Genomic DNA, 19,420 nt, shown 5'->3' with positions numbered 1-19,420 from the left:
GAAAACGACACAGTCCCCGGCACCAAACGGTGCCGGGGACTGTGTCGTGGACCGGGGAGCGGGGTCAGCCGTTCTGGCCGCCGAAGATTCCGCCGCCTCCGGCTCCGTTGTTGCCCTGGTTCACGACTATCACCGTGATGGTGTCGCCCTTGTTGGCCAGGGTGCCGGGGGGGACGCTCTGTGTGAGGACGGTGGCGTTGTCGTCGCCCGCGCCCGGTCCCGTGGGCTGGATCTGGAGGCCGGCGGCCTGGAGGGTGTTGCGGGCGTCCTTCAGGGCCTGCTTGGTGACATCCGGGACCTGGACCTGCTGCGGGGCGTCGTTCTTGCCGACGTTGATGGAGACCGGGGTGCCCTTCTTGACCTGGCGGCCGATCTCCGGGTTGGTGCCCTGGACCTTGTCCTTCTGGGCCGGGTCGGCCACGGGCTGGTCGGTGCAGGTCGGGACGAGGCCCGCGTTCTGGAGGTCGGCCTTCGCCTCGTCGCAGGACTTGCCCGCGACGTTCGGGATGGTGACCTTCTCCTCGGCCTTGGCGACGATCAGGGTGATCGTGGAACCCTTCTGCACCTGCTTGCCGCCGGTGGGGTCCTGGTCGAGGACGTTGTCCGGGGTGTCGCTGGAGACGCGGGTCTCCTTCTTCACCGTGAGCTGGTAGTCGTCGCCTTCCAGCTTCTCCCTGGCCTCGTCGAAGGTGAGCCCGATGACGCTCGGGATCGTCACCTTGGGCGCGCCCGTGGAGACGACCAGGTTGACGGTGTCCTTCTTCTTGACGTCCGTACCGGCCGCCGGGTCCTGCGAACAGATCTTGTTCTTGGGCTGGTTCTCACACGGCTTGCGCGTGATCTCGCCCAGCTTCAGATCCGTGGCGTCCGCCATCTTCCGGGCTTCCTCGACGGAGTTGCCCACGAAGCTCGGCGCCGCGAACGGCTTCTCCGTCTTGCCGGAGAACATCACCATCCCGATCAGGATGGCGCCGACGAGCACCAGCACACCCGCGACCGCGAGCAGGATCGTCGAGGTGTTGTTGTTGCTCTTCTTCTGCTGGCGCCGCCGGTCGGGCCGGTCGTCGTAGCCGTAGCCGCCGTCGTCCGGGTTCATCGGCGGGAGCATCGTCGTCGCCCCGGCCGACTCCTGCCGCATCGCGGTGGTGGCCTGGTCGTCGGCGTAGCCGTAGCCGACCGTGCTCATGGCAGCGGTCGCGCCGACGGGCTGCCCGTCGAGGCACGCCTCGATGTCGGCGCGCATCTCGTCGGCCGACTGGTAGCGGTAGTTCGGGTCTTTGGTCAGCGCCTTGAGGACGATCGCGTCCATCTCCGGCGTGATCTCGGGGTCGAACACGCTCGGCGGCTGCGGCTCCTCGCGGACGTGCTGGTAGGCCACGGCCACCGGGGAGTCGCCGACGAACGGCGGACGGACGGTCAGCAGCTCGTAGAGGAGGCAGCCCGTGGAGTACAGGTCGGAACGGGCGTCGACCTGCTCGCCCTTGGCCTGCTCCGGGGAGAGGTACTGGGCGGTGCCGATCACGGCCGCGGTCTGCGTCATCGTCATCCCGGAGTCGCCCATGGCGCGGGCGATGCCGAAGTCCATCACCTTGACCTGGCCGTTGCGGGTCAGCATGACGTTGGCCGGCTTGATGTCCCGGTGGACGATGCCGCTGCGGTGGGCGTACTCCAGACCCTGGAGGATGCCGATGGTCATCTCCATCGAGCGCTCGGGCAGCAGCTTGCGCCCGGAGTGCAGCAGCTCACGGAGCGTGGAGCCGTCGACGTACTCCATCACGATGTACGGGATCGAGACCCCGTCGATGTAGTCCTCGCCCGTGTCGTAGACAGCGACGATCGCGGGATGGTTGAGCGAGGCGGCAGACTGGGCCTCCCGGCGGAACCGGGCCTGGAAGGACGGGTCACGCGCGAGGTCCGCGCGCAGCGTCTTCACCGCCACGGTGCGGCCGAGGCGGGTGTCATGCGCGAGGTAGACCTCGGCCATGCCACCACGGCCGAGCACGTGGCCCAGCTCGTACCGGCCGCCTAGGCGACGCGGCTCTTCCATAGCTACTTACCAGCCCTCTCCGTCGGTCCCGGCCGGCACGGGTGTGCGCGGCCGGAGCTGCCGTCCGGGCCTACCGTACCCGGCTCGCTCCGTGTGCCCTGGCCAAGCCGGTAACCCGATACCGGACCGGTATCGCAACGTGCGCCGATGTGAAGGACACGTGAGCGGGTTCACTTCTTGGAGTTGATGACCGCCTCCATGACCTTCTTCGCGATCGGGGCGGCCAGGCCGCCGCCGGAGATGTCGTCGCGGACGGCGTTGTCGTCCTCGATGACCACCGCCACGGCCACCGGCGAGCTGTGGTCGGGCAGCTTGGCGTAGGAGAGGAACCACGCGTAGGGGTTCTCGCTGTTCTCCACACCGTGCTGCGCGGTACCCGTCTTGCCGCCCACCGTCACGCCGTTGATCTGCGCGTTCTTGCCGGTGCCGTCCTTGACGACCGTCTCCATCATCGACTGCAGGATCTGCGCGTTGCCCGGCGACAGCGGCTGGCTCATCTCCTGCGGGTCGGTCTTCTCGACCGGGTCGAGGTTGGAGGACTGCAGCGAGTCGACCATGTACGGCTTCATCAGCTTGCCGTCGTTGGCGACCGCGGAGGCGACCATGGCCATCTGGAGCGGGGTGGCGGCGGTGTCGAACTGGCCGATGGAGGACAGCGCGGTCTGCGAGTCGTTCATGTTCTTGCCGAACACCGAGGCGTTGGCGCGGATCGGCGTGAACTGCTCGGCGTCGAAGCCGAACTTCTTGGCCTCGTCCAGCATCTTCTCGTTGCCGAGGTCGGCGCCGATCTTGCCGAAGACGGTGTTGCAGGAGAACTGGAGCGCGACCCGCATCGTCGCGTCCTTGCAGGGGATGTTGCCCTCGTTCTTCAGCTCGGTCTGCGTACCGGGCATGACCCAGGGCAGCGGGGTGTCCGTCTTCTGGTCGGCCGAGGAGTACTTGCCGTTCTCCAGCGCCGCCGCGGCGGTGACCACCTTGAAGGTGGAGCCCGGCGGGTAGGTCTCGCGCAGCGCCCGGTTGAGCATCGGGTCGGCGGAGTCGCTCTTCTTCTGCAGCTTCTGCCAGGCGGCCGCGTCGTCGTCACGGGAACCCGCGAAGGACGACGGGTCGTACGAGGGGTACGAGGCCAGCGCGAGGATCTTGCCGGTGGAGGGCTCCAGCGCGACGACCGCGCCCTTGCCGCCCTGGTTCTTCAGCCCGGAGTACGCGGCCTTCTGCGCCGACGAGTTGAGCGTGGTGACGACATTGCCGCCCTGCTTGGGCTTGCCGGTCAGCATGTCGAGGGTGTTGCGGAAGAACAGCCGGTCGTCGTTGCCGGTGAGGATGCCGTCGTTGATCTTCTCGAGCTGCGAGCTGTCGAACGCCTGGGAGGAGTAGCCGGTGACGGGCGACCACATGGCGCCGTTCTTGTACGTGCGCTTGTACTTGTAGTCGCCGGCCTTGGTCTCGACGGAGCCGGTTATCGGGTTGCCGTCCACGATGATGTCGCCGCGCGGGGCGGCGTAGCGCTCGATGGCGACCCGGCGGTTGTCCCCGGCGGTGCGGAGCTTGTCGGCCTGGACGTACTGGAGCCAGTTGTCGCGGATCAGCAATGCCAGGACGAGCAGTCCGCAGAAGATTGCGATGCGGCGCAGGGGCTTGTTCACGTCCGGCCTTTCCACGAGCTGACAGGGGCGGCGCCTGTCGCTTCGGTCTCTCGGTGTCGCTGGTGCTGGCCCCCGTCCTTGGCCGCCCACAGTCTAGGGGCACCGTCTGTGGACGTGGACGCTCCGGCAGCCGGGCGACGGGACCTGACCAGAGGTACGGTCCCGCCGCCCGCCGCGCTCACTGCGGGTCGGGCCCGGTGGCGCCGGGGCGCACGATCTGCGTCATCTCGGCGTCCGGGTTGGCGGCCGGGCTGGGCGCGGGGCGCCGGGCGGTGTCGCTGATGCGGATCAGGATGCCGATGAGCGCCCAGTTGGCGATGACGGACGAACCGCCGTACGCGAGGAAGGGCATCGTCATACCGGTCAGCGGGATGAGCCCCATCACACCGCCCGCGACGACGAACACCTGGAGGGCGAACGCGCCGGACAGGCCGATGGCGAGCATCTTGCCGAAGGGGTCGCGGGCGGCGAGGGCGGTGCGCACACCGCGCTCGACGATCAGGCCGTAGATCAGCAGGATCGCCATGATGCCCGCCAGTCCCAGCTCCTCCCCGAAGGTGGCGAGGATGAAGTCGGAGTTGGCGGCGAAGCGGATCAGCTCGGAGTGGCCCTGGCCCCAGCCGGTGCCGAGGGTGCCGCCGGAGCCGAACGCCCACAGGGCCTGCTGGAGCTGGTCGGAGTGACCGACCTGGCCCTGCCGGGAGAGCGTGAACTCCTTCATCGGGTCGAGCCACGCCTGGACACGCTGCTGGACGTGCGTCTCGAAGCTCGCGACGCCGACCGCGCCCGCGGCGCTCATCAGCAGACCGAAGACGATCCAACTGGTCCGCTCGGTGGCCACGTACAGCATGATCACGAACATGCCGAAGAACAGCAGCGAGGTGCCGAGGTCCGTCTCGAAGACCAGGATCAGGATCGAGATGAACCAGACGACCAGGATCGGTCCGAGGTCGCGGCCGCGCGGCAGATAGAGACCCATGAAGCGGCGGCTGGCCAGCGCCAGCGCGTCCCGCTTGACCATCAGATAGCCGGCGAAGAAGACCGCGAGCACGATCTTGGCGAACTCACCGGGCTGGATGGTGAAGCTGCCGATCTGGATCCAGATCTTGGCGCCGTAGGTGACGCTGGCGCCGAGACCGGGCACCAGCGGGAGCAGCAGCAGGACCAGCGCCGCCGCCATGGAGATGTAGGTGTACCGCTGCAGCGTGCGGTGTTCCTTGAGGAAGATCAGCACGACGGCGAACAGGATGATGCCCAGCGCGGTGTAGACGAGCTGGTTGGTGGCCTTGCCGCCCGCCTGGCCGATGGACTGCAGCAGCTTCGACTGGTCCAGGCGCCAGATGCACACCAGGCCGAGCCCGTTGAGCAGGGTGGCCAGCGGCAGCAGCAGCGGGTCGGCGTACGGGGCGAACTTGCGCACCGCGAGGTGGGCGACGCCGGCCAGCAGACCGAGGCCCAGGCCGTAGCCGAGCAGGCCCGCGGGGACCTGGTCGTTGAGGGCCAGGCCCACGTTGGCGTAGGCGAACACCGGGATGACCACGGCGAAGATCAGCAGGGCCAGCTCGGTGTTGCGGCGGCTCGGCGCGCCGATCGAGCCGATCGTGGACGTGTGGTGCGTCGGCGTGTTGGTAGTACTGCTCATCGTGTGACGGGGCCTCTCACGGCTTTCCTACTGCTTGCCGCACTGATCGGCGACCTTCTGCTCATCCTCGGAGAGGCTGGGGCCGGGCCGGGGAGTGGCGGTTGCGGTCGGGGACTTCGAGGGCGACGCCTGCGACTTCGGCGAGGAGGCCGAGGGGTCCGGCGTGGGGCTGGCCTTGGTGAAGGCGGTCTTGGTGGCACCGGTGGTGCCGCCGGTCGCGCCCTGGCCCGTCTTGGAGTTCTGCTGCTCACGCTCGGCGGCGGTGCGCTCGGCCTGCTTGCGGCAGGCGGACGCCTGCACGGAGAGCGTCTCCACCTTGGAGCGGGCCTGGGTCAGACCGCCCGCCACCACGATCGTGTTCTTGACCTGCTTCTGCTGGTACGGCGGCAGGTACTTGAGTTCGATCTCGGGGTGGTCCTGTTCGACCTTGGACAGCGAGACCCAGGCGAGGTCCTGGCTGATGCCCCGGTAGAGCGCGACGTGCTCGCCGTTGATGCCGACGTAGTACTGGGTCTGGGTCCAGCGCCAGCCGCCGTAGACCGCGCCGCCGATCACCGCGAGGGCGAGGGCGCTCCAGAGGGAACGCTTCAGCCAGCGGCGGCCCTTGCGGGGCTTGGTGAAGTCGTCGTCGGAGTACTCGTCGAAGCCGCCCTCGGGGGCGTACTCGTCGGTGTCACCGGGGGCCTGGCCGTGCCTGCCGCCGCCCTGCCTGCGGCCCTGGCGGCCGAGGTGCGAGGCGCGGCCGGCCGGGGTCTGCATGATGCCGTTGTCGTGGTTCAGGTGGTGCTGGTTCTCGGCGACGGCGCCGACCACGACCGGGGTGTCGGAGAGCTGACCGGCGAGGGTGTCACCGGTCTCCAGGTCGAGCACGTCGGCGATGATCACCGTGATGTTGTCGGGGCCACCGCCGCGCAGCGCGAGCTGGATCAGCTCCTGCACGGTCTCCTGCGGGCCCTGGTAGCTGGCGAGCGCCTCCTCCATCGTCTGGTGGGAGACGACGCCGGAGAGCCCGTCGGAGCAGATGAGGTAGCGGTCGCCCGCGCGGACCTCGCGGATGGAGAGGTCGGGTTCGACGTGGTCGCCGCTGCCGAGGGCGCGCATCAGCAGCGCGCGCTGCGGGTGGGCGTTGGCCTCCTCCTCGGTGATCCGGCCCTCGTCGACCAGGCGCTGCACCCAGGTGTGGTCCTGGGTGATCTGGCTGAGCATGCCGTCGCGCAGCAGGTAGGCGCGCGAGTCGCCGACGTGCACGAGGCCGAGCCGCTGGCCGGTCCACAGCAGCGCGGTGAGGGTGGTGCCCATGCCCTCGAGCTGGGGGTCCTCCTCGACCATGGTGCGCAGCTGTTCGTTGGCGCGGCGCACGGCGGTGCCCAGCGAGGTGAGGATGTCGGAGCCGGGCACGTCGTCGTCGAGCGTGACCAGGGTGGAGATGACCTCCGAGGAGGCGACCTCACCGGCGGCCTGGCCGCCCATGCCGTCGGCGATGGCGAGCAGGCGGGGACCGGCGTAACCGGAGTCCTCGTTGCCCTCCCGGATCATGCCCTTGTGCGATCCGGCGGCGAAGCGCAGGGACAGGCTCATGCGCACCTCGCCAGTCGGCTCCGGGTACAGCCGGTCGTGTCGAGCCACACTGCCCACCCTCCGGTCGGGAGCGCGCCGGGGACCGGATTGCGGTCCGCCGCCGCGTGCTCGCTCCGCTCGCGCTCATTCATTGGTGTAGCACTACTTCCGCAGCTCGATGACGGTCTTGCCGATGCGGATCGCCCCGCCCGGCGGGACCGGCGTCGGGGTCGTCAGCCGGGACCGGTCCAGGTAGGTGCCGTTGGTGGAACCGAGGTCCTCCACGATCCACTGGCCGTCACGGTCGGGGTAGATCCTGGCATGCCTGCTGGAGGCGTAGTCGTCGTCCAGCACGATCGTCGAGTCGTGCGCGCGGCCCAGGGTGATGGTCTGGCCCTGGAGCGCCACGGTGGTCCCGGCGAGGGTGCCCTCGGTGACGACGAGTTTGCTGGGCGCGTTGCGCCGCTGGCGGCCGCCGCTCTGCTGGGCCCGCTGTCCGCGCTGGCCGCGCGTCTGCGAGGGCGCGGACTGCTGCCGGGCGGCGGCCTGCGGACGCTGGGCCTCCCTGCGCGCTCCCCGCTGTGTGACACGCGTACCGAACAGATCGCTGCGGATGACCTGCACGGCCACGATGACGAACAGCCACAGTACGGCCAGAAAACCCAGCCGCATGACCGTGAGGGTCAGCTCTGACATTGCCCCCGCTTCACCCTTCGGCTTGCCTATAGATAACGGTGGTGCTGCCCACGACGATCCGCGAGCCGTCGCGGAGCGTAGCGCGGGTGGTGTGCTGTCCGTCCACCACGATGCCGTTGGTGGAGCCGAGGTCCTGGACGGTCGAGGGCGTTCCGGTCCGGATCTCACAGTGCCGGCGGGAGACGCCGGGGTCGTCGATCCGTACATCTGCCTCGGTGCTGCGGCCCATCACCAGGGTCTGGCGGGAGATCTGGTGGCGGCTGCCGTTGACCTCGACCCAGTACCGGGTCGCGCCGCCGCCCATCGGTGCGGCCGAGGGCCGCTGGGTGGCGGGCTGGGGGTAGCCGTAGCCGCCGGGCCGGGCGCCGGGAGGCGGCGCGGACGGCATCGGGGGGGCTCCGGCGGGCGGGTAGCCGTAACCGCTCTGGGGGGCCTGGGGCCCCGCGGGGCCCGGGCCGCCGGCCTGGGGAGCCTGGGGCTCCTGGCTGCTGGAGGAGGCGAGGGTGCGGCTGCGCACCCGGTACAGACCGGTGTCCAGGTCGGGGGCCTTCTCCAGGGTGACCTTGATCGGCCCCATGAAGGTGTAGCGCTGCTGCTTGGCGTAGTCGCGCACCATCCCGGCCAGCTCGTCGCCGAGCTGTCCGGAGTAGGGGCTGAGCCGCTCGTGGTCGGGCGTGCTCAGCTCCACGATGAAGTCGTTGGGGACCACGGTCCGGTCCCGGTTCCAGATGGTCGCGTTGTTGTCGCACTCGCGCTGGAGCGCGCCGGCGATCTCCACCGGCTGGACCTCGGACTTGAACACCTTGGCGAAGGTGCCGTTGACCAGACCTTCGAGGCGCTGCTCGAATTTCTTCAGGACTCCCATGGGGCACCTCCTCCGTCGCTGCCGTTCTGCCGTGCCGTGCTCGGCGCGGCAGCCTCGCCGGTACTGCTCACTGATCGTATCTACGCGCCCGGCAATCAGCCGGTTCCCCCAGCGGCTCCCCTTCGAACTCCTTCGGAGGAGGATCGTAGAGGCGGCCTCGCTCCAGTGTCCCGCACCCGGCGGCCGGTCCGGTCCCCCTGTGGATGAGATGGCCGGGACCGGTACGAGGTTGATACCTGAACAGCTTTGTCCACAGGGGCAGGGGTTGCGGGAGCGCCCGCCGGGGCCGCCGTGCGGTGCGCGTTACCGGGCCGGGCGGGGCAGATGGCCTGGTGGGGGGCCTGGAGAAGGGATGTGATTCCACCCCGTGGGCCGTGCTAATGTTCTGCATGTCGGAAGGGGCCAGCCCGCAGGGGCCAAGCCGGAAGGCACACCCAATGCGCGGGTGGCGGAATAGGCAGACGCGCTGGATTCAGGTTCCAGTGCCCGAAAGGGCGTGGGGGTTCAACTCCCCCCTCGCGCACCATAGTCAAGTGGGCGGCATCGTAAAGATGCCGCCCACTTTGGCGTTCCCGGCCAGGCGCTTCCCGGTGGGTGCTTGTGAGGAAGGTCTCAGGGGTGCGCGGCGCGCGTCGACGGGCGGATGCCGGCCGCGGGAGAGGCCGTGGATGTCCACAAGTGGTGAGTTGTCCACAGGGTCTGACGCGTTTCGGTCACCGCATGTACCTTCGGCACGAGTTGATGTTCGAGACGCTCGTGCGGGGCGTCGGCGGTCGGTGTGCGGGGGAGGCGGTCACGGTGACCGGAGCCGGGGTGGAGCTGGCTGACGCGGTGGGCAGCGCGGGGCCGGAGAGCCGGGTGCCACGGCTGCGTGGGTTCGCGCAGTGGCCGCCGAACGGGTCCGCCAAGCACCAGGGCAAGGCGCTGCGGGCGGGCGTACCCCGTGCCTCCCACCGGGACCTGGTGGTGGACGACGCGCGGCCGGACGCGGTCGCCGCGGTCGAGGAGTCCAACGCCGGGCGTATCCCCGAGCTGACCCCGATCCGGGTGGGCCGCATGGCCGCCTCCCCCTTCGCCTTCCTGCGCGGCTCGGCCGGCCTCATGGCGTACGACCTGGCCCGCACCCCGGTGACCGGCATAGGCACCCAGATCTGCGGCGACGCCCACGCGGCCAACTTCGGTCTGTACGGCGACGCGCGCGGCGGTCTGGTCATCGACCTCAACGACTTCGACGAGACCGTGCACGGCCCGTGGGAGTGGGACCTGAAGCGGCTCGCCGCCTCCCTGGTGCTGGCCGGGCGCGAGGCCGGGGCCGACGAGGACACCTGCCGCGCGGCCGCGCGGGACGCCGTGGGCGCGTACCGGCGCACCATGCGGCTGCTCGCCAAGCTGCCCGCGCTGGACGCCTGGAACGCCATCGCGGACGAGGAACTCGTCTCCCACACCGATGCCCACGACCTCCTCGGCACCCTGGAGCGGGTCTCGGCGAAGGCGCGGGCCAACACCAGCGGCCGCTTCGCCGCCAGGTCGACGGAGGAGACCGGGGACGGCGGCCGCCGGTTCGTGGACGCGCCGCCGGTGCTGCGCCGCGTCCCGGACGCCGAGGCCGCCGTCGTCGCCGCCTCGCTGGAGCCGTATCTGTCGACGCTCGGCTCGGACCGGCTGCCGCTGCTCGCGCGGTACGCGGTGCAGGACGTCGCCTTCCGCGTCGTCGGCACCGGCAGCGTCGGCACCCGCTCCTACGTGGTGCTGCTCCTCGACCACCGCGGTGAGCCGCTCGTCCTCCAGGCCAAGGAGGCCCGGCCCTCCGCGCTCACCCCGCACCTGGCCACCGCGGGCTTCCCGGTGCCGCCCGCCCAGCACGAGGGACGGCGCGTGGTCCTCGGGCAGAAACGGATGCAGGTCGTCAGCGACATATTGCTGGGCTGGACCACCGTCGACCAACATCCCTTCCAGGTGCGCCAGTTCCGCAACCGCAAGGGCAGCGTGGACCCCGCCGCCCTCGCCCCCGACCAGGTCGACGACTACGGCCGGATGACCGGCGCCCTGCTGGCCCGCGCCCACTCCCACAGCGCCGACCCCCGCCTCATCGCCGGCTACTGCGGCAAGAACGAGGAACTGGACGACGCCGTGGCCGACTTCGCCACCGCCTACGCCGACCGCACCGAGGCCGACCACGCCCAGCTGGTGGCGGCGGTGCGCTCCGGGCGGATCGCGGCCGAGACGGGGGTGTGACCGCCGATGCCGGGACGACCGCCGTTGTCGGGACAGCCGCCGTTGTCGGGCAGACGCCGACCGGGGTGGTGAGATGAAGTACGTCGAACTGCGCGGCGGCGGCAGCGAGGAGCCGGTGCTCGCCGACCCCCGCCCCTATCTCGCCCGGCTGCCCGGCATCGCCGCCGGACTTCCGCCCGGCGCCCGCGCCTTCGCCACCGACCCGGCGCACTACGACCCCGACGCCAAGCGCTGCGTCCGCGACCTGCTGCCCACGCGGGTGAACCGCACGGCCGACGGTGACGTCGAGATCCGCTTCCGGCACAACTGCTTCCGCCACGAGGAGGACCTCCTCGTCCGCTACACCGGCGTCTCCCGCTTCCAGTCGGACGTGCTGGACGTGTGCGATCCGGCTTCGCTGGGCGATGTGATCCTCGACGAGATCCTGCCGCTGCCCGGCGGCTGCACCCACGAGGTGGCCTGCCGCCCCGGCCGGCTGGTGGTGGCCTGCCGCGATCTGGTGGCCGAGTGGGTACCGGCCGCCTGCCCGGATACGGGGGGCGGATGAGGGTGCTCGGGCGGGGGTGGCCGCGGAGGAGGCGAGTTGGGCCGGGCGGTCGTCCGGTTCGGCCCGGTTCGGCTCTTGTGGCCGTGGCCTAGGCTGGTCGGGTGACGACCCCGGAAGCTGAGCAGACCGAGCAGTCCCAGTCGCCGCGGCCCGAAGAACGGCTGGAAAAGGCCGTCCGCGCCGCCGAGCAGGCGCTGATCGACTTCGAGATCGCCGTGGAGACCTTCCGCGTCGAGGTCGAGAACTTCGCCCGGCTGCACGAACAGCGGCTCGGCCCCCTCTACGCCCGCATCGAGGAACTGGACGCCTCGATCGCCGAGGCGCGGGCGGCCCGTACCCAGGACCCCGAGGACATCCGCCGCGCCGCCGAGGCCCGCGCCAACCTCTCGCCCATCCCCGGCGTCGAGGAACTGCTGCACGGCTGGATGGACAGCCAGGGCCTGTTCCCCGAGGCCACCGCGATGCTCACCGACCAGCCGGTGCGGCCTCCGGAGCGGGTGCGCCCCAGCGAGGAGGTCCGCAAGCTCTACCGCGATCTCGCCCGCAAGGCCCACCCCGACCTCGCCCAGGAGAACGCCGAGCGCATCCGCCGCGAGGAGTTCATCACCCGCGTCAACGCCGCCTACGCCCGCGGCGACGAGGCCCTGCTCAGGGAACTCGCCGCGGAGTGGGCCGCGGGCCCGGTGCCGCCCGAGCGGCAGCCCAGCCCCAGCGACGAGCTGTACGCCCGCCTCGAGTGGCTCGCCCAGCGCAAGGAACTGCTCACCCTGGTCGCCCACGAACTGGAGAACGGCGCCATCGCCGGCATGCTCCGTCTCGCCCCGGACGACCCCGACAGCCTCCTCGCGGAGATCGCCGAGCGGCTGCACGGCGACATCGCGCGTCGCGAGTCGGATCTCGCGGCCCTGCTGACGCAGGAGTGAGCCTCGGCGTCGTGTGAGGCGCTTCGGGTAGCGTCGGGGGCATGAGTTTCGGAGCTGATGTGCCCACGGTCGAGGTCACGGACCTCAAGGACGGCGATTTCCTGCTGGACGTCCGCGAGGACGACGAGTGGCAGGCCGGTCATGCCGAGGGGGCGCTGCACATCCCGATCAGCGAGTTCGTCGCCCGGTACGGCGAGCTGACCGAGGCCGCCCCGCAGGACGGCCGCGTCAACGTCATCTGCCGCTCCGGCGGCCGCTCGGCCCAGGTCACGATGTACCTCGTCCAGCAGGGCATCGACGCCGTGAACGTCGACGGCGGCATGAAGTACTGGGAGGCCACGGGGCGCCCGGTGGTGACGGACGCCGGTCAGGCCGGAGTTGTGATCTAGGCAGGGCGATTCGGAGCGAGGTCGGGACGGCTTGCGCCGTCCGCTCAATGAGTGGGACCGGGCCGGATCTCCTACTTGGTCGGCAGTCGCGACCCCGGAACACCCCCCCTCACCGGTCGAAGTCCACCTCCACCTTCTCCGTCAGGGGGTGGGACTGGCAGGCCAGGACGTAGCCCGCCTCTGTTTCCTCTGTTTCCAGGGCGAAGTTGCGGTCCATGCGGACCTCGCCGGCGACCAGGAAGGCGCGGCAGGTGCCGCACACGCCGCCCTTGCAGGCGTAGGGGGCGTCGGGGCGGTTGCGCAGGACGGTGTCCAGCAGGGATTCGCCCTGCTGAGCCGGCCAACTGCCGCCGCGGCCGTCGAGGCGGGCGGTGACCGTGCTGTGTGCGGCCGCCGGTGCGGTGGTGGCCGGGGCGGTGCCGCCGTCCACGTGGAAGATCTCCTGGTGGATGCCGGACCGGTCCACGCCCAGGCCGCGCAGGGCCCGCTCGGCGTCCTCCACCAGCCCGTACGGTCCGCACAGGAACCAGCCCTTCACCTGGTCCACCGGGAGCAGCGCGGGCAGCAGCCCGGTGAGCCGGTCCCGGTCGAGGCGCCCCGACGGCAGGCCCGCCTGCTGCTCCTCGCGGGAGAGCACCGTCACCAGCTGGAACCGCTCCGGGTAACGGTCCTTCAGGTCGGCCACTTCCTCCAGGAACATGGTCGAGGCGGCCGTACGGTCGGCCCGGATCAGGCAGAACCGCGCGCCCGGCTCGCGGGCCAGCAGCGTGGCGGCGATCGACAGCACCGGTGTGATGCCGCTGCCGCCCACGACCGCCGCGAAGTGCCCCGGCGCCGGGTCCAGGGTGAAACGCCCGGCCGGGGTCATCACCTCCAGCTCGTCCCCGACCGCTATCTCCTTGAACGCGTACGTGGAGAACGCGCCCCCGTCGACCAGTCGCACGCCCACGCGCAGCGTGCTCGGGCCGTCCCCGGCCGGGTCGGGGGCCGGGGAGCAGATCGAGTAGGTGCGGCGGATGTCCCCGCCGTCCACGCGGCGGCGCAGGGTGAGGTGCTGGCCCGGCTTGTGCCGGTACTCCTCGCGCAGTTCGGCCGGCACGGTGAAGGTGACGGCGACCGAGTCGTCGGTCAGCCGGTCGATCTCGGCCACCCGGAGCCGGTGGAAGCGTGCCATCACAACTCCTTGAAGTGGTCGAAGGGTTCACGGCAGGACAGGCACCGGCGCAGCGCCTTGCAGGCCGTGGAGGAGAACCGGCTCAGCAGCTCGGTGTCGGCGGAGTCGCAGTGCGGGCAGTGGATGGCTTCCTGTGCCGTCCCGGTCGCCGTCTCCAGGCCCTGCCCGGTGCGGGTCGGGCCCAGGGCGAGGGGGACCGGGCCGGTGAGGTGCTGGGCGCGGGGCGGGGCTATGCCGGACTGCTGGAGCTTGCGGCGCCCCTCGGGGGTGATGTCGTCCGTGGACCAGGCGGGGGCGAGGACGGTGCGGACGGTGACCTCGTGCATGCCGTGGGCGCGCAGGACCCGCTCGATGTCGGCGCTCATCGTCTCGACGGCCGGGCAGCCGGTGTAGGTCGGGGTGAGGTCCACCTCGACCGAGTCGGCGCCGGTGAGGTGCACCGCGCGCAGTACGCCCAGCTCATGCAGGGTGAGCACGGGGAGTTCGGGGTCGGGCACCGAGCCGGCCAGCTCCAGCAGCTCCGTCTCCAGCGCGGTGACGGTCACCATGACGCCCCCGGGTGGCTGCGGTGCAGGTGCTGCATCTCGGCGAGCATCCGCCCGAACGGCTCGGTGTGCAGGCCCTGTCGGCCCGCGCCCGCCGCCCAGGCGCCCGTACGGGGGCCTTCGGGGACGGTCAGGGTGGCGCGGTCGAGCACGTCCGTGAGGGATGCCAGCCAGCTCGCTTCCAGAGCGGTCCAGTCGATGTCCACGCCGGGGACCGGCTGGAACATCTCGCCGGTGAAGCGCCACAGCGCGTCGCAGGCCCGGCTCGTCCGGTCGTGGCTGAGTTCGGTGCCGTCGCCGAGGCGCACGGTCCACTGCTCGGCGTGGTCGCGGTGGTAGGCGACCTCCTTGACCGCCTTCGCGGCCAGCGGCTGGAACGGGCCTTCCCGCGAGGCGAGTTCGGTGTACAGGAGGTGCTGGTAGGTGGAGAAGTAGAGCTGCCGGACGATGCTGTGGGCGAAGTCCCCATTGGGCTGCTCCACCAACTGGAGGTTGCGGAAGGCGCGTTCCTCGCGGAGGTAGGCGAGTTCGTCCTCGTCGCCCGTCATGGAGAGCAGGACGCGGGCCTGGCCGAGCAGGTCGAGCGCGATGTTGGCGAGGGCGACCTCCTCCTCCAGGACGGGAGCGTGCCCGGCCCACTCCCCGAGGCGGTGGGAGAGCACCAGGGCGTCGTCGCCGAGGGCGAGCGCGGCGGTGGTGGGGACGGTGGCGGTCACAGGTGCTTCACCCCTTCCGGGATCTCGTAGAAGGTCGGGTGCCGGTAGGGCTTGTCGGCGGACGGCTCGAAGAACGGGTCCTTCTCGTCGGGCGAGGAGGCGGTGATCGCGGTGGCCGGAACGACCCAGATGGAGACGCCCTCACCGCGCCGGGTGTAGAGGTCGCGGGCGTTGCGCAGGGCCAGCTCCGCGTCGGGGGCGTGCAGGCTGCCGGCGTGGGTGTGGGAGAGACCGCGGCGGGAGCGGACGAAGACCTCCCACAGGGGCCAGTCGGTGTGGGTCATGCGCGCGTCGCTCCTGTCCGGCCGGTGCTCCCGGCGTGTTTGGCCGCGTGGGCGGCGGCCGCTTCCCTGACCCAGGCGCCCTCGTCGTGTGCGCGGCGGCGCTGGGTGATGCGCTGTTCGTTGCAGGGGCCGTTGCCCTTCAGCACTTCCTTGAACTCGGTCCAGTCGATGGCGCCGAAGTCGTGCTGCCCGCGTTCCTCGTTCCACTTGAGGTCCGGGTCGGGGAGGGTGAGGCCGAGCGATTCGGCCTGGGGGACGCAGATGTCGACGAAACGCTGACGCAGCTCGTCGTTGGAGTGGCGCTTGATCTTCCACTCCATGGACTGGGCCGAGTGCTGGGAGGCGTCGTCGGGCGGGCCGAACATCATCAGCGAGGGCCACCACCAGCGGTCGACCGCGTCCTGTGCCATGGCGTGCTGCTCGGGGGTGCCCTTGCTGAGCGCGAGGAGCAGCTCGTACCCCTGGCGCTGGTGGAAGGACTCCTCCTTGCAGATGCGGACCATCGCGCGGGCGTAGGGGCCGTAGGAGCAGCGGCACAGGGGGACCTGGTTGGTGATGGCGGCGCCGTCCACCAGCCAGCCGATCGCCCCCACGTCGGCCCAGGTCAGGGTCGGGTAGTTGAAGATCGAGGAGTATTTCTGGCGGCCGGTGTGCAGCTTGTCGAGCAGCTCCTCGCGGCTGGTGCCGAGGGTTTCGGCGGCGCTGTAGAGATAGAGGCCGTGGCCCGCCTCGTCCTGGACCTTGGCCATCAGGATGGCCTTGCGGCGCAGGCTGGGGGCGCGGGTGATCCAGTTCGCCTCCGGCTGCATGCCGATGATCTCGGAGTGGGCGTGCTGGGCGATCTGGCGGACGAGGGTGGCGCGGTAGGCGTCCGGCATCCAGTCGCGTGGCTCGATGCGTTCCTCGGCGGCCACGGCCGCGTCGAAGGCGTGCTGGTGCGCCGCTGTGTCCGCGGTGGCGCCGGGTGCGCCGCCCGCGGATGTGCGGTCCGTGCGAGGCGCGGCTGCTGTGGCCATGCGGTCCCCCTGACCTAGGACTCTGCCGGAAACACGTCCCGACCGATCGTTCGGTTCGTGCGTGTCAATGGTGTGCCGGGGCGTCCTCGGGTGTCAACCGCTGTGGACAACGCCGTGGACAACGTCGTGGGGCGCCTGTGGAAAACCTCCGTGGCCCGTCGGCGGTCCCGGCGGTGCCGGGCACCGTGCGGCGGGCGGGGAACGTGGGCCGGGCCCAGGGCTGCGCGGGAGGGTGGGGCTGAGTACCGTTCCGTGCGGGTGCCAAGTGGAAGCAAAGGCGTCCGAGGATCAGGGGGCGCCTGTGACGGGCGCGTCGTCGACGGAGCGGAAGCGGGGGACGGGGCGGAATGGACGCGTACGACGAGGACTCGAAGGGCCCGGACGGGCCGGACGGGTCGGCCGGAGCGCGTCGCGCGGGGGCCCTCGACGGCCCCGGCGGACCGCCCGAAGGCAGCGGACCAGGTGGGGCGACCGTGGCGGCTGACCCCGCTGACCCCGCTGACCCCGCTGACCCCGCTGCCCCCGCACCGGAACCGGCGCCGAGCGCCGGACTGGCCGCGCTGTCGCCCCGCTACCGGGTCGTGGCGGGGAGCGCGCTCGCGGTCGTGGCGGCCGTCGCCGCGGTGCACCTGGGCATGGTGTTCTTCAGCCTCGCGCCCGCGAACACCGTGAGCAAGCGGCACGGCAAGGCGGTGGAGGCGTGGGTGTACCCGGAGTTCGAGCAGAACTGGAAGCTGTTCGCGCCGAACCCGTTGCAGCAGAACGTCGCCGTACAGGTGCGCGCCCAGGTCCGGACCGAGGGCGGTGACCTGCGCACCACCGGCTGGACCGACCTGTCCGCGCAGGACGGCGCCGCCATCGACGGCAACCTGCTGCCCAGCCACACCCAGCAGAACGAACTGCGCCGCGCCTGGGACTTCCTCGGCACCACCCACGGCACGGACAACCGGCCCGTGGGTGTGCGCGGGGCGCTCTCCGAGCAGTACGTGCGCCGGATCGTGGTGCTGCGCCTGCGGCGGGACGAGGCGATCGGCCGCGCCGGGACGCTCCAGCGCGTGCAGGTGCGCTCCCGCACCGTCAATGTGCCGCCGCCCGAGTGGAGCCGGGAGAGGGTGTCCGCCAATCCCGTCTTCCGGGTGCTGCCCTGGTGGACGGTGACCGGTGACGAGACCGAGGCGGGTGCGCGATGAACCGGCTCTCCCAGACCTTCGCCCGCGGTGTCGAACGCGTCACCGGCTCGGCCCTCGGCCCGTACCAGAGTGCCGTGATCCGTATCGGATTCGCCGGGACCTGGCTGCTGTTCCTGCTGCGCGAGTTCCCGCACCGCCAGGAGCTGTACGGCCCGGCCGGCCCCTGGAGCTGGAACCTGGCCCATCAGCTGATCGCCGACAACCACGCCTTCACGGTGCTGATGTGGTCCGACGGGCGGCTGTGGTTCGAGGTCTGCTACCTCCTGGCGGTCCTGGCCAGTGCCGCGCTGCTGGTCGGCTGGCGCACCCGTACCGCCGCCGCGTTGTTCATGGTGGGGGTGCTGTCGCTCCAGAACCGCAGCGTGTTCATGGGGGACGGCGGCGACAACGTGCTGCATCTGATGTCCCTCTACCTGGTGTTCACCCGCTGCGGCCAGGTGTGGTCGCTGGACGCGCGCCGGGCGGAGCGCGCGGAGGCGGCACGCGCGCGTGGGGAGCGTGTTCCCGCCGACCGGGTGGGTCCGGTGTTGTGGACTCTCTCCGGCGCGGTGCTGGTCACGGCCGCGCTGACCGGCCGCTTCGACGGCGGCTGGCTGGTGCCCGCGCTGCTGTGGACGGCGTGGGCCGGGCTCGGCCTGTGGTGGGCCGCGGGCCGCTGGGCGCGGTCGCCGCAGCCCCGGATGCTGCTCGACGTGCTGGCGAACGTGCTGCACAACGCCGCCCTTGCCGTGATCATGGCGGAGGCGTGCCTGATCTACGCCACGGCCGGCTGGTACAAGATCCAGGGCTCGCGCTGGCAGGACGGCACCGCCGTCTACTACCCGCTCCACCTGGACTACTTCTCCCCCTGGCCCGCCCTCGCCGACCTGATGTCCGCCAGCGGCGTCATCATGATGATCGTGACCTACGGGACGGTCATGGTGCAGGTCGCCTTCCCCTTCACCCTGTTCAACCGGCGGGTGAAGAACGTCCTGCTGGTGCTGATGATGACCGAGCACGCGGTGATCGCCGTCGTCCTCGGACTGCCCTTCTTCTCCCTGGCGATGATCACGGCGGACGCGGTCTTCCTGCCCACCGCCTTCCTGCTTCTGCTCGGCGGCTGGGTCGCACGCGCGCGTGGATGGCTGATACGACGCGGCGGGACGGGCCGGGTGCCGCCGCCCCGCGCCCCGGAGGAGTCCACCGCGGGCCACGTAGGGTTCACGGCATGACCGATCCCCTGAACCGCTGGCGGGAGCGCGCCGGGGACGCCGTGCTCCTGGACGGCTTCCACGCCCTCAAGCACGCGCTGCGCTTCGGGGCCGAGGTGCCCGTGGCGGTCACCACCGACCGCGAGGCCACGCTCGCCCTCGCCGGCGAACTCGCCGGGGACGTCAGGGACACGCTGGACGCGCTGCTGACGGAGGTGCCCCAGGCGGTCTACGCCACGCTGGTGCCCCGCCCGCACCCGACCGGCGTGGCCGCGCTCGCCGTAAGGCCGGCCCGCGAGGCCAACCTCAAGACGCTGGCCCATCTGCCCCGCACCGCCCCCGTGGTGGTGCTGGACGAGCCGCGCAACCTCGGCAACGCGGGCGCGGTGATCCGGCTTGCCGCCGGGTTCGGCGCGACCGGGGTCGTCACGACCGGCACCCTCGACCCCTGGCACCCCACCGTGGTGCGGGGCGGGGCGGGGCTGCACTTCGCCACCGCCGTGGAACGGCTCGGTGTCGAGGAGCTGCCCGCCGGGCCGCTGTTCGCCCTCGACCCCGAGGGCGACGACATCCGGCGGGTCGAGCTGCCCGACGACGCCGTGCTGGCGTTCGGCTCGGAGCGCAGCGGGCTCTCGGCGCCGCTGCGCGCCCGCGCCGACCGGCTGCTGGCGCTGCCCATGCGGCCGCAGGTCTCCAGCTACAACCTGGCCACCAGTGTGGCCATGACGCTGTACCACTGGAGCCTGCGCGCCGCCTGA

At 71.2% G+C, this 19,420-nt stretch carries 18 protein-coding genes and 1 tRNA gene; 8 read left to right on the top strand and 11 right to left on the bottom strand.

Going from position 1 to position 19,420, the window contains the following annotated elements; translation table 11 throughout:
• Window positions 1-64: 64 nt before the first annotated feature.
• From pknB to ACIGA3_RS17620, 6 genes are all read right to left on the bottom strand, one after another.
• Window positions 65-2,047, bottom strand: a complete 1,983-nt coding sequence (gene pknB, locus ACIGA3_RS17645; protein WP_399716185.1) for a Stk1 family PASTA domain-containing Ser/Thr kinase — start codon at window positions 2,045-2,047, stop codon at window positions 65-67.
• Window positions 2,048-2,217: 170 nt separating this feature from the next.
• The gene (locus ACIGA3_RS17640) at window positions 2,218-3,693 is read right to left on the bottom strand and encodes a peptidoglycan D,D-transpeptidase FtsI family protein (RefSeq protein WP_399716182.1); all 1,476 of its coding nucleotides are present in this window, start codon (window positions 3,691-3,693) and stop codon (window positions 2,218-2,220) included.
• A gap of 178 nt (window positions 3,694-3,871) precedes the next feature.
• Window positions 3,872-5,335: an FtsW/RodA/SpoVE family cell cycle protein gene (locus ACIGA3_RS17635; protein ID WP_399716180.1), complete on the bottom strand. Its 1,464-nt coding sequence runs from the start codon at window positions 5,333-5,335 to the stop codon at window positions 3,872-3,874.
• 27 nt (window positions 5,336-5,362) lie between these two features.
• Window positions 5,363-6,913: a Stp1/IreP family PP2C-type Ser/Thr phosphatase gene (locus ACIGA3_RS17630; protein ID WP_399716669.1), complete on the bottom strand. Its 1,551-nt coding sequence runs from the start codon at window positions 6,911-6,913 to the stop codon at window positions 5,363-5,365.
• Between the two features lie 141 nt (window positions 6,914-7,054).
• Window positions 7,055-7,588: an FHA domain-containing protein gene (locus tag ACIGA3_RS17625; RefSeq protein ID WP_399716178.1), complete on the bottom strand. Its 534-nt coding sequence runs from the start codon at window positions 7,586-7,588 to the stop codon at window positions 7,055-7,057.
• Window positions 7,589-7,598: 10 nt separating this feature from the next.
• Window positions 7,599-8,453 carry an FhaA domain-containing protein gene (locus tag ACIGA3_RS17620; protein WP_399716175.1) on the bottom strand — a complete coding sequence of 285 codons (855 nt, stop codon included), beginning with the start codon at window positions 8,451-8,453 and terminating at the stop codon, window positions 7,599-7,601.
• 439 nt (window positions 8,454-8,892) lie between these two features.
• On the opposite strand from ACIGA3_RS17620, the gene ACIGA3_RS17615 reads away from it, so the two are divergent.
• From ACIGA3_RS17615 to ACIGA3_RS17595, 5 genes are all read left to right on the top strand, one after another.
• Window positions 8,893-8,979: transfer RNA gene (locus ACIGA3_RS17615), tRNA-Leu, on the top strand.
• A 194-nt stretch (window positions 8,980-9,173) separates the two neighbouring features.
• Window positions 9,174-10,688: a DUF2252 domain-containing protein gene (locus tag ACIGA3_RS17610; protein ID WP_399716172.1), complete on the top strand. Its 1,515-nt coding sequence runs from the start codon at window positions 9,174-9,176 to the stop codon at window positions 10,686-10,688.
• 73 nt (window positions 10,689-10,761) lie between these two features.
• A complete protein-coding gene (locus ACIGA3_RS17605) occupies window positions 10,762-11,235 on the top strand; it encodes a hypothetical protein (RefSeq protein WP_399716169.1) in 474 nt (157 codons plus the stop codon).
• A gap of 101 nt (window positions 11,236-11,336) precedes the next feature.
• The gene (locus ACIGA3_RS17600; protein ID WP_399716167.1) at window positions 11,337-12,158 is read left to right on the top strand and encodes a hypothetical protein; all 822 of its coding nucleotides are present in this window, start codon (window positions 11,337-11,339) and stop codon (window positions 12,156-12,158) included.
• Window positions 12,159-12,217: 59 nt separating this feature from the next.
• Entirely contained in the window at window positions 12,218-12,547 is a 330-nt protein-coding gene (locus ACIGA3_RS17595; protein ID WP_399716668.1) for a rhodanese-like domain-containing protein, read from the top strand.
• A 109-nt stretch (window positions 12,548-12,656) separates the two neighbouring features.
• Here the strand turns inward: ACIGA3_RS17595 and paaE are convergent, their stop codons facing one another.
• The 5 genes from paaE to paaA are packed head-to-tail and all read right to left on the bottom strand — an operon-like array spanning window position 12,657 to window position 16,282.
• A complete protein-coding gene (gene paaE, locus ACIGA3_RS17590; RefSeq protein WP_399716164.1) occupies window positions 12,657-13,721 on the bottom strand; it encodes a 1,2-phenylacetyl-CoA epoxidase subunit PaaE in 1,065 nt (354 codons plus the stop codon).
• Complete coding sequence (gene paaD, locus ACIGA3_RS17585; RefSeq protein ID WP_399716162.1) at window positions 13,721-14,269, bottom strand: 1,2-phenylacetyl-CoA epoxidase subunit PaaD; 549 nt, start codon at window positions 14,267-14,269, stop codon at window positions 13,721-13,723. The genes paaE and paaD overlap by 1 nt, the downstream gene beginning before the upstream one ends.
• Complete coding sequence (gene paaC / locus ACIGA3_RS17580; protein WP_399716160.1) at window positions 14,263-14,982, bottom strand: 1,2-phenylacetyl-CoA epoxidase subunit PaaC; 720 nt, start codon at window positions 14,980-14,982, stop codon at window positions 14,263-14,265. Before paaC ends, paaD begins: the two co-directional genes overlap by 7 nt.
• Window positions 14,979-15,266, bottom strand: coding sequence for a 1,2-phenylacetyl-CoA epoxidase subunit PaaB (paaB, locus tag ACIGA3_RS17575; RefSeq protein WP_130337920.1), 288 nt, complete (start codon window positions 15,264-15,266; stop codon window positions 14,979-14,981). The genes paaC and paaB overlap by 4 nt, the downstream gene beginning before the upstream one ends.
• Complete coding sequence (gene paaA, locus ACIGA3_RS17570) at window positions 15,263-16,282, bottom strand: 1,2-phenylacetyl-CoA epoxidase subunit PaaA (protein ID WP_399716158.1); 1,020 nt, start codon at window positions 16,280-16,282, stop codon at window positions 15,263-15,265. Before paaA ends, paaB begins: the two co-directional genes overlap by 4 nt.
• A gap of 347 nt (window positions 16,283-16,629) precedes the next feature.
• Between paaA and ACIGA3_RS17565 the strand changes: the two genes are divergently transcribed.
• The 3 genes from ACIGA3_RS17565 to ACIGA3_RS17555 are packed head-to-tail and all read left to right on the top strand — an operon-like array spanning window position 16,630 to window position 19,420.
• Window positions 16,630-17,472 (top strand): DUF5819 family protein, encoded by an 843-nt coding sequence (locus ACIGA3_RS17565; protein WP_399716155.1) that lies wholly within the window; start codon window positions 16,630-16,632, stop codon window positions 17,470-17,472.
• Window positions 17,469-18,683 carry an HTTM domain-containing protein gene (locus ACIGA3_RS17560; protein ID WP_399716152.1) on the top strand — a complete coding sequence of 405 codons (1,215 nt, stop codon included), beginning with the start codon at window positions 17,469-17,471 and terminating at the stop codon, window positions 18,681-18,683. Before ACIGA3_RS17565 ends, ACIGA3_RS17560 begins: the two co-directional genes overlap by 4 nt.
• A complete protein-coding gene (locus tag ACIGA3_RS17555) occupies window positions 18,680-19,420 on the top strand; it encodes a TrmH family RNA methyltransferase (protein ID WP_399716149.1) in 741 nt (246 codons plus the stop codon). Before ACIGA3_RS17560 ends, ACIGA3_RS17555 begins: the two co-directional genes overlap by 4 nt.

The organism is Streptomyces sp. NPDC085596 (genome assembly GCF_044541565.1).
Classification (GTDB): domain Bacteria; phylum Actinomycetota; class Actinomycetes; order Streptomycetales; family Streptomycetaceae; genus Streptomyces.
The sequence above is the reverse complement of the archived record's forward strand: the minus strand, read 5'-3'. Positions and strand labels throughout refer to the sequence as shown.

Coding starts and splice junctions, on each gene's coding strand:
- pknB (WP_399716185.1), bottom strand. CDS start 2,047: ATGGAAGAGCCGCGTCGCCTAGGCGGCCGGTACGAGCTGGGCCACGTG.
- ACIGA3_RS17630 (WP_399716669.1), bottom strand. CDS start 6,913: ATGAGCCTGTCCCTGCGCTTCGCCGCCGGATCGCACAAGGGCATGATC.
- paaA (WP_399716158.1), bottom strand. CDS start 16,282: ATGGCCACAGCAGCCGCGCCTCGCACGGACCGCACATCCGCGGGCGGC.
- paaB (WP_130337920.1), bottom strand. CDS start 15,266: ATGACCCACACCGACTGGCCCCTGTGGGAGGTCTTCGTCCGCTCCCGC.
- paaD (WP_399716162.1), bottom strand. CDS start 14,269: ATGGTGACCGTCACCGCGCTGGAGACGGAGCTGCTGGAGCTGGCCGGC.
- ACIGA3_RS17635 (WP_399716180.1), bottom strand. CDS start 5,335: ATGAGCAGTACTACCAACACGCCGACGCACCACACGTCCACGATCGGC.
- ACIGA3_RS17565 (WP_399716155.1), top strand. CDS start 16,630: ATGGACGCGTACGACGAGGACTCGAAGGGCCCGGACGGGCCGGACGGG.
- ACIGA3_RS17555 (WP_399716149.1), top strand. CDS start 18,680: ATGACCGATCCCCTGAACCGCTGGCGGGAGCGCGCCGGGGACGCCGTG.
- ACIGA3_RS17560 (WP_399716152.1), top strand. CDS start 17,469: ATGAACCGGCTCTCCCAGACCTTCGCCCGCGGTGTCGAACGCGTCACC.
- ACIGA3_RS17625 (WP_399716178.1), bottom strand. CDS start 7,588: ATGTCAGAGCTGACCCTCACGGTCATGCGGCTGGGTTTTCTGGCCGTA.
- paaE (WP_399716164.1), bottom strand. CDS start 13,721: ATGGCACGCTTCCACCGGCTCCGGGTGGCCGAGATCGACCGGCTGACC.
- ACIGA3_RS17605 (WP_399716169.1), top strand. CDS start 10,762: ATGAAGTACGTCGAACTGCGCGGCGGCGGCAGCGAGGAGCCGGTGCTC.
- ACIGA3_RS17620 (WP_399716175.1), bottom strand. CDS start 8,453: ATGGGAGTCCTGAAGAAATTCGAGCAGCGCCTCGAAGGTCTGGTCAAC.
- ACIGA3_RS17610 (WP_399716172.1), top strand. CDS start 9,174: ATGTACCTTCGGCACGAGTTGATGTTCGAGACGCTCGTGCGGGGCGTC.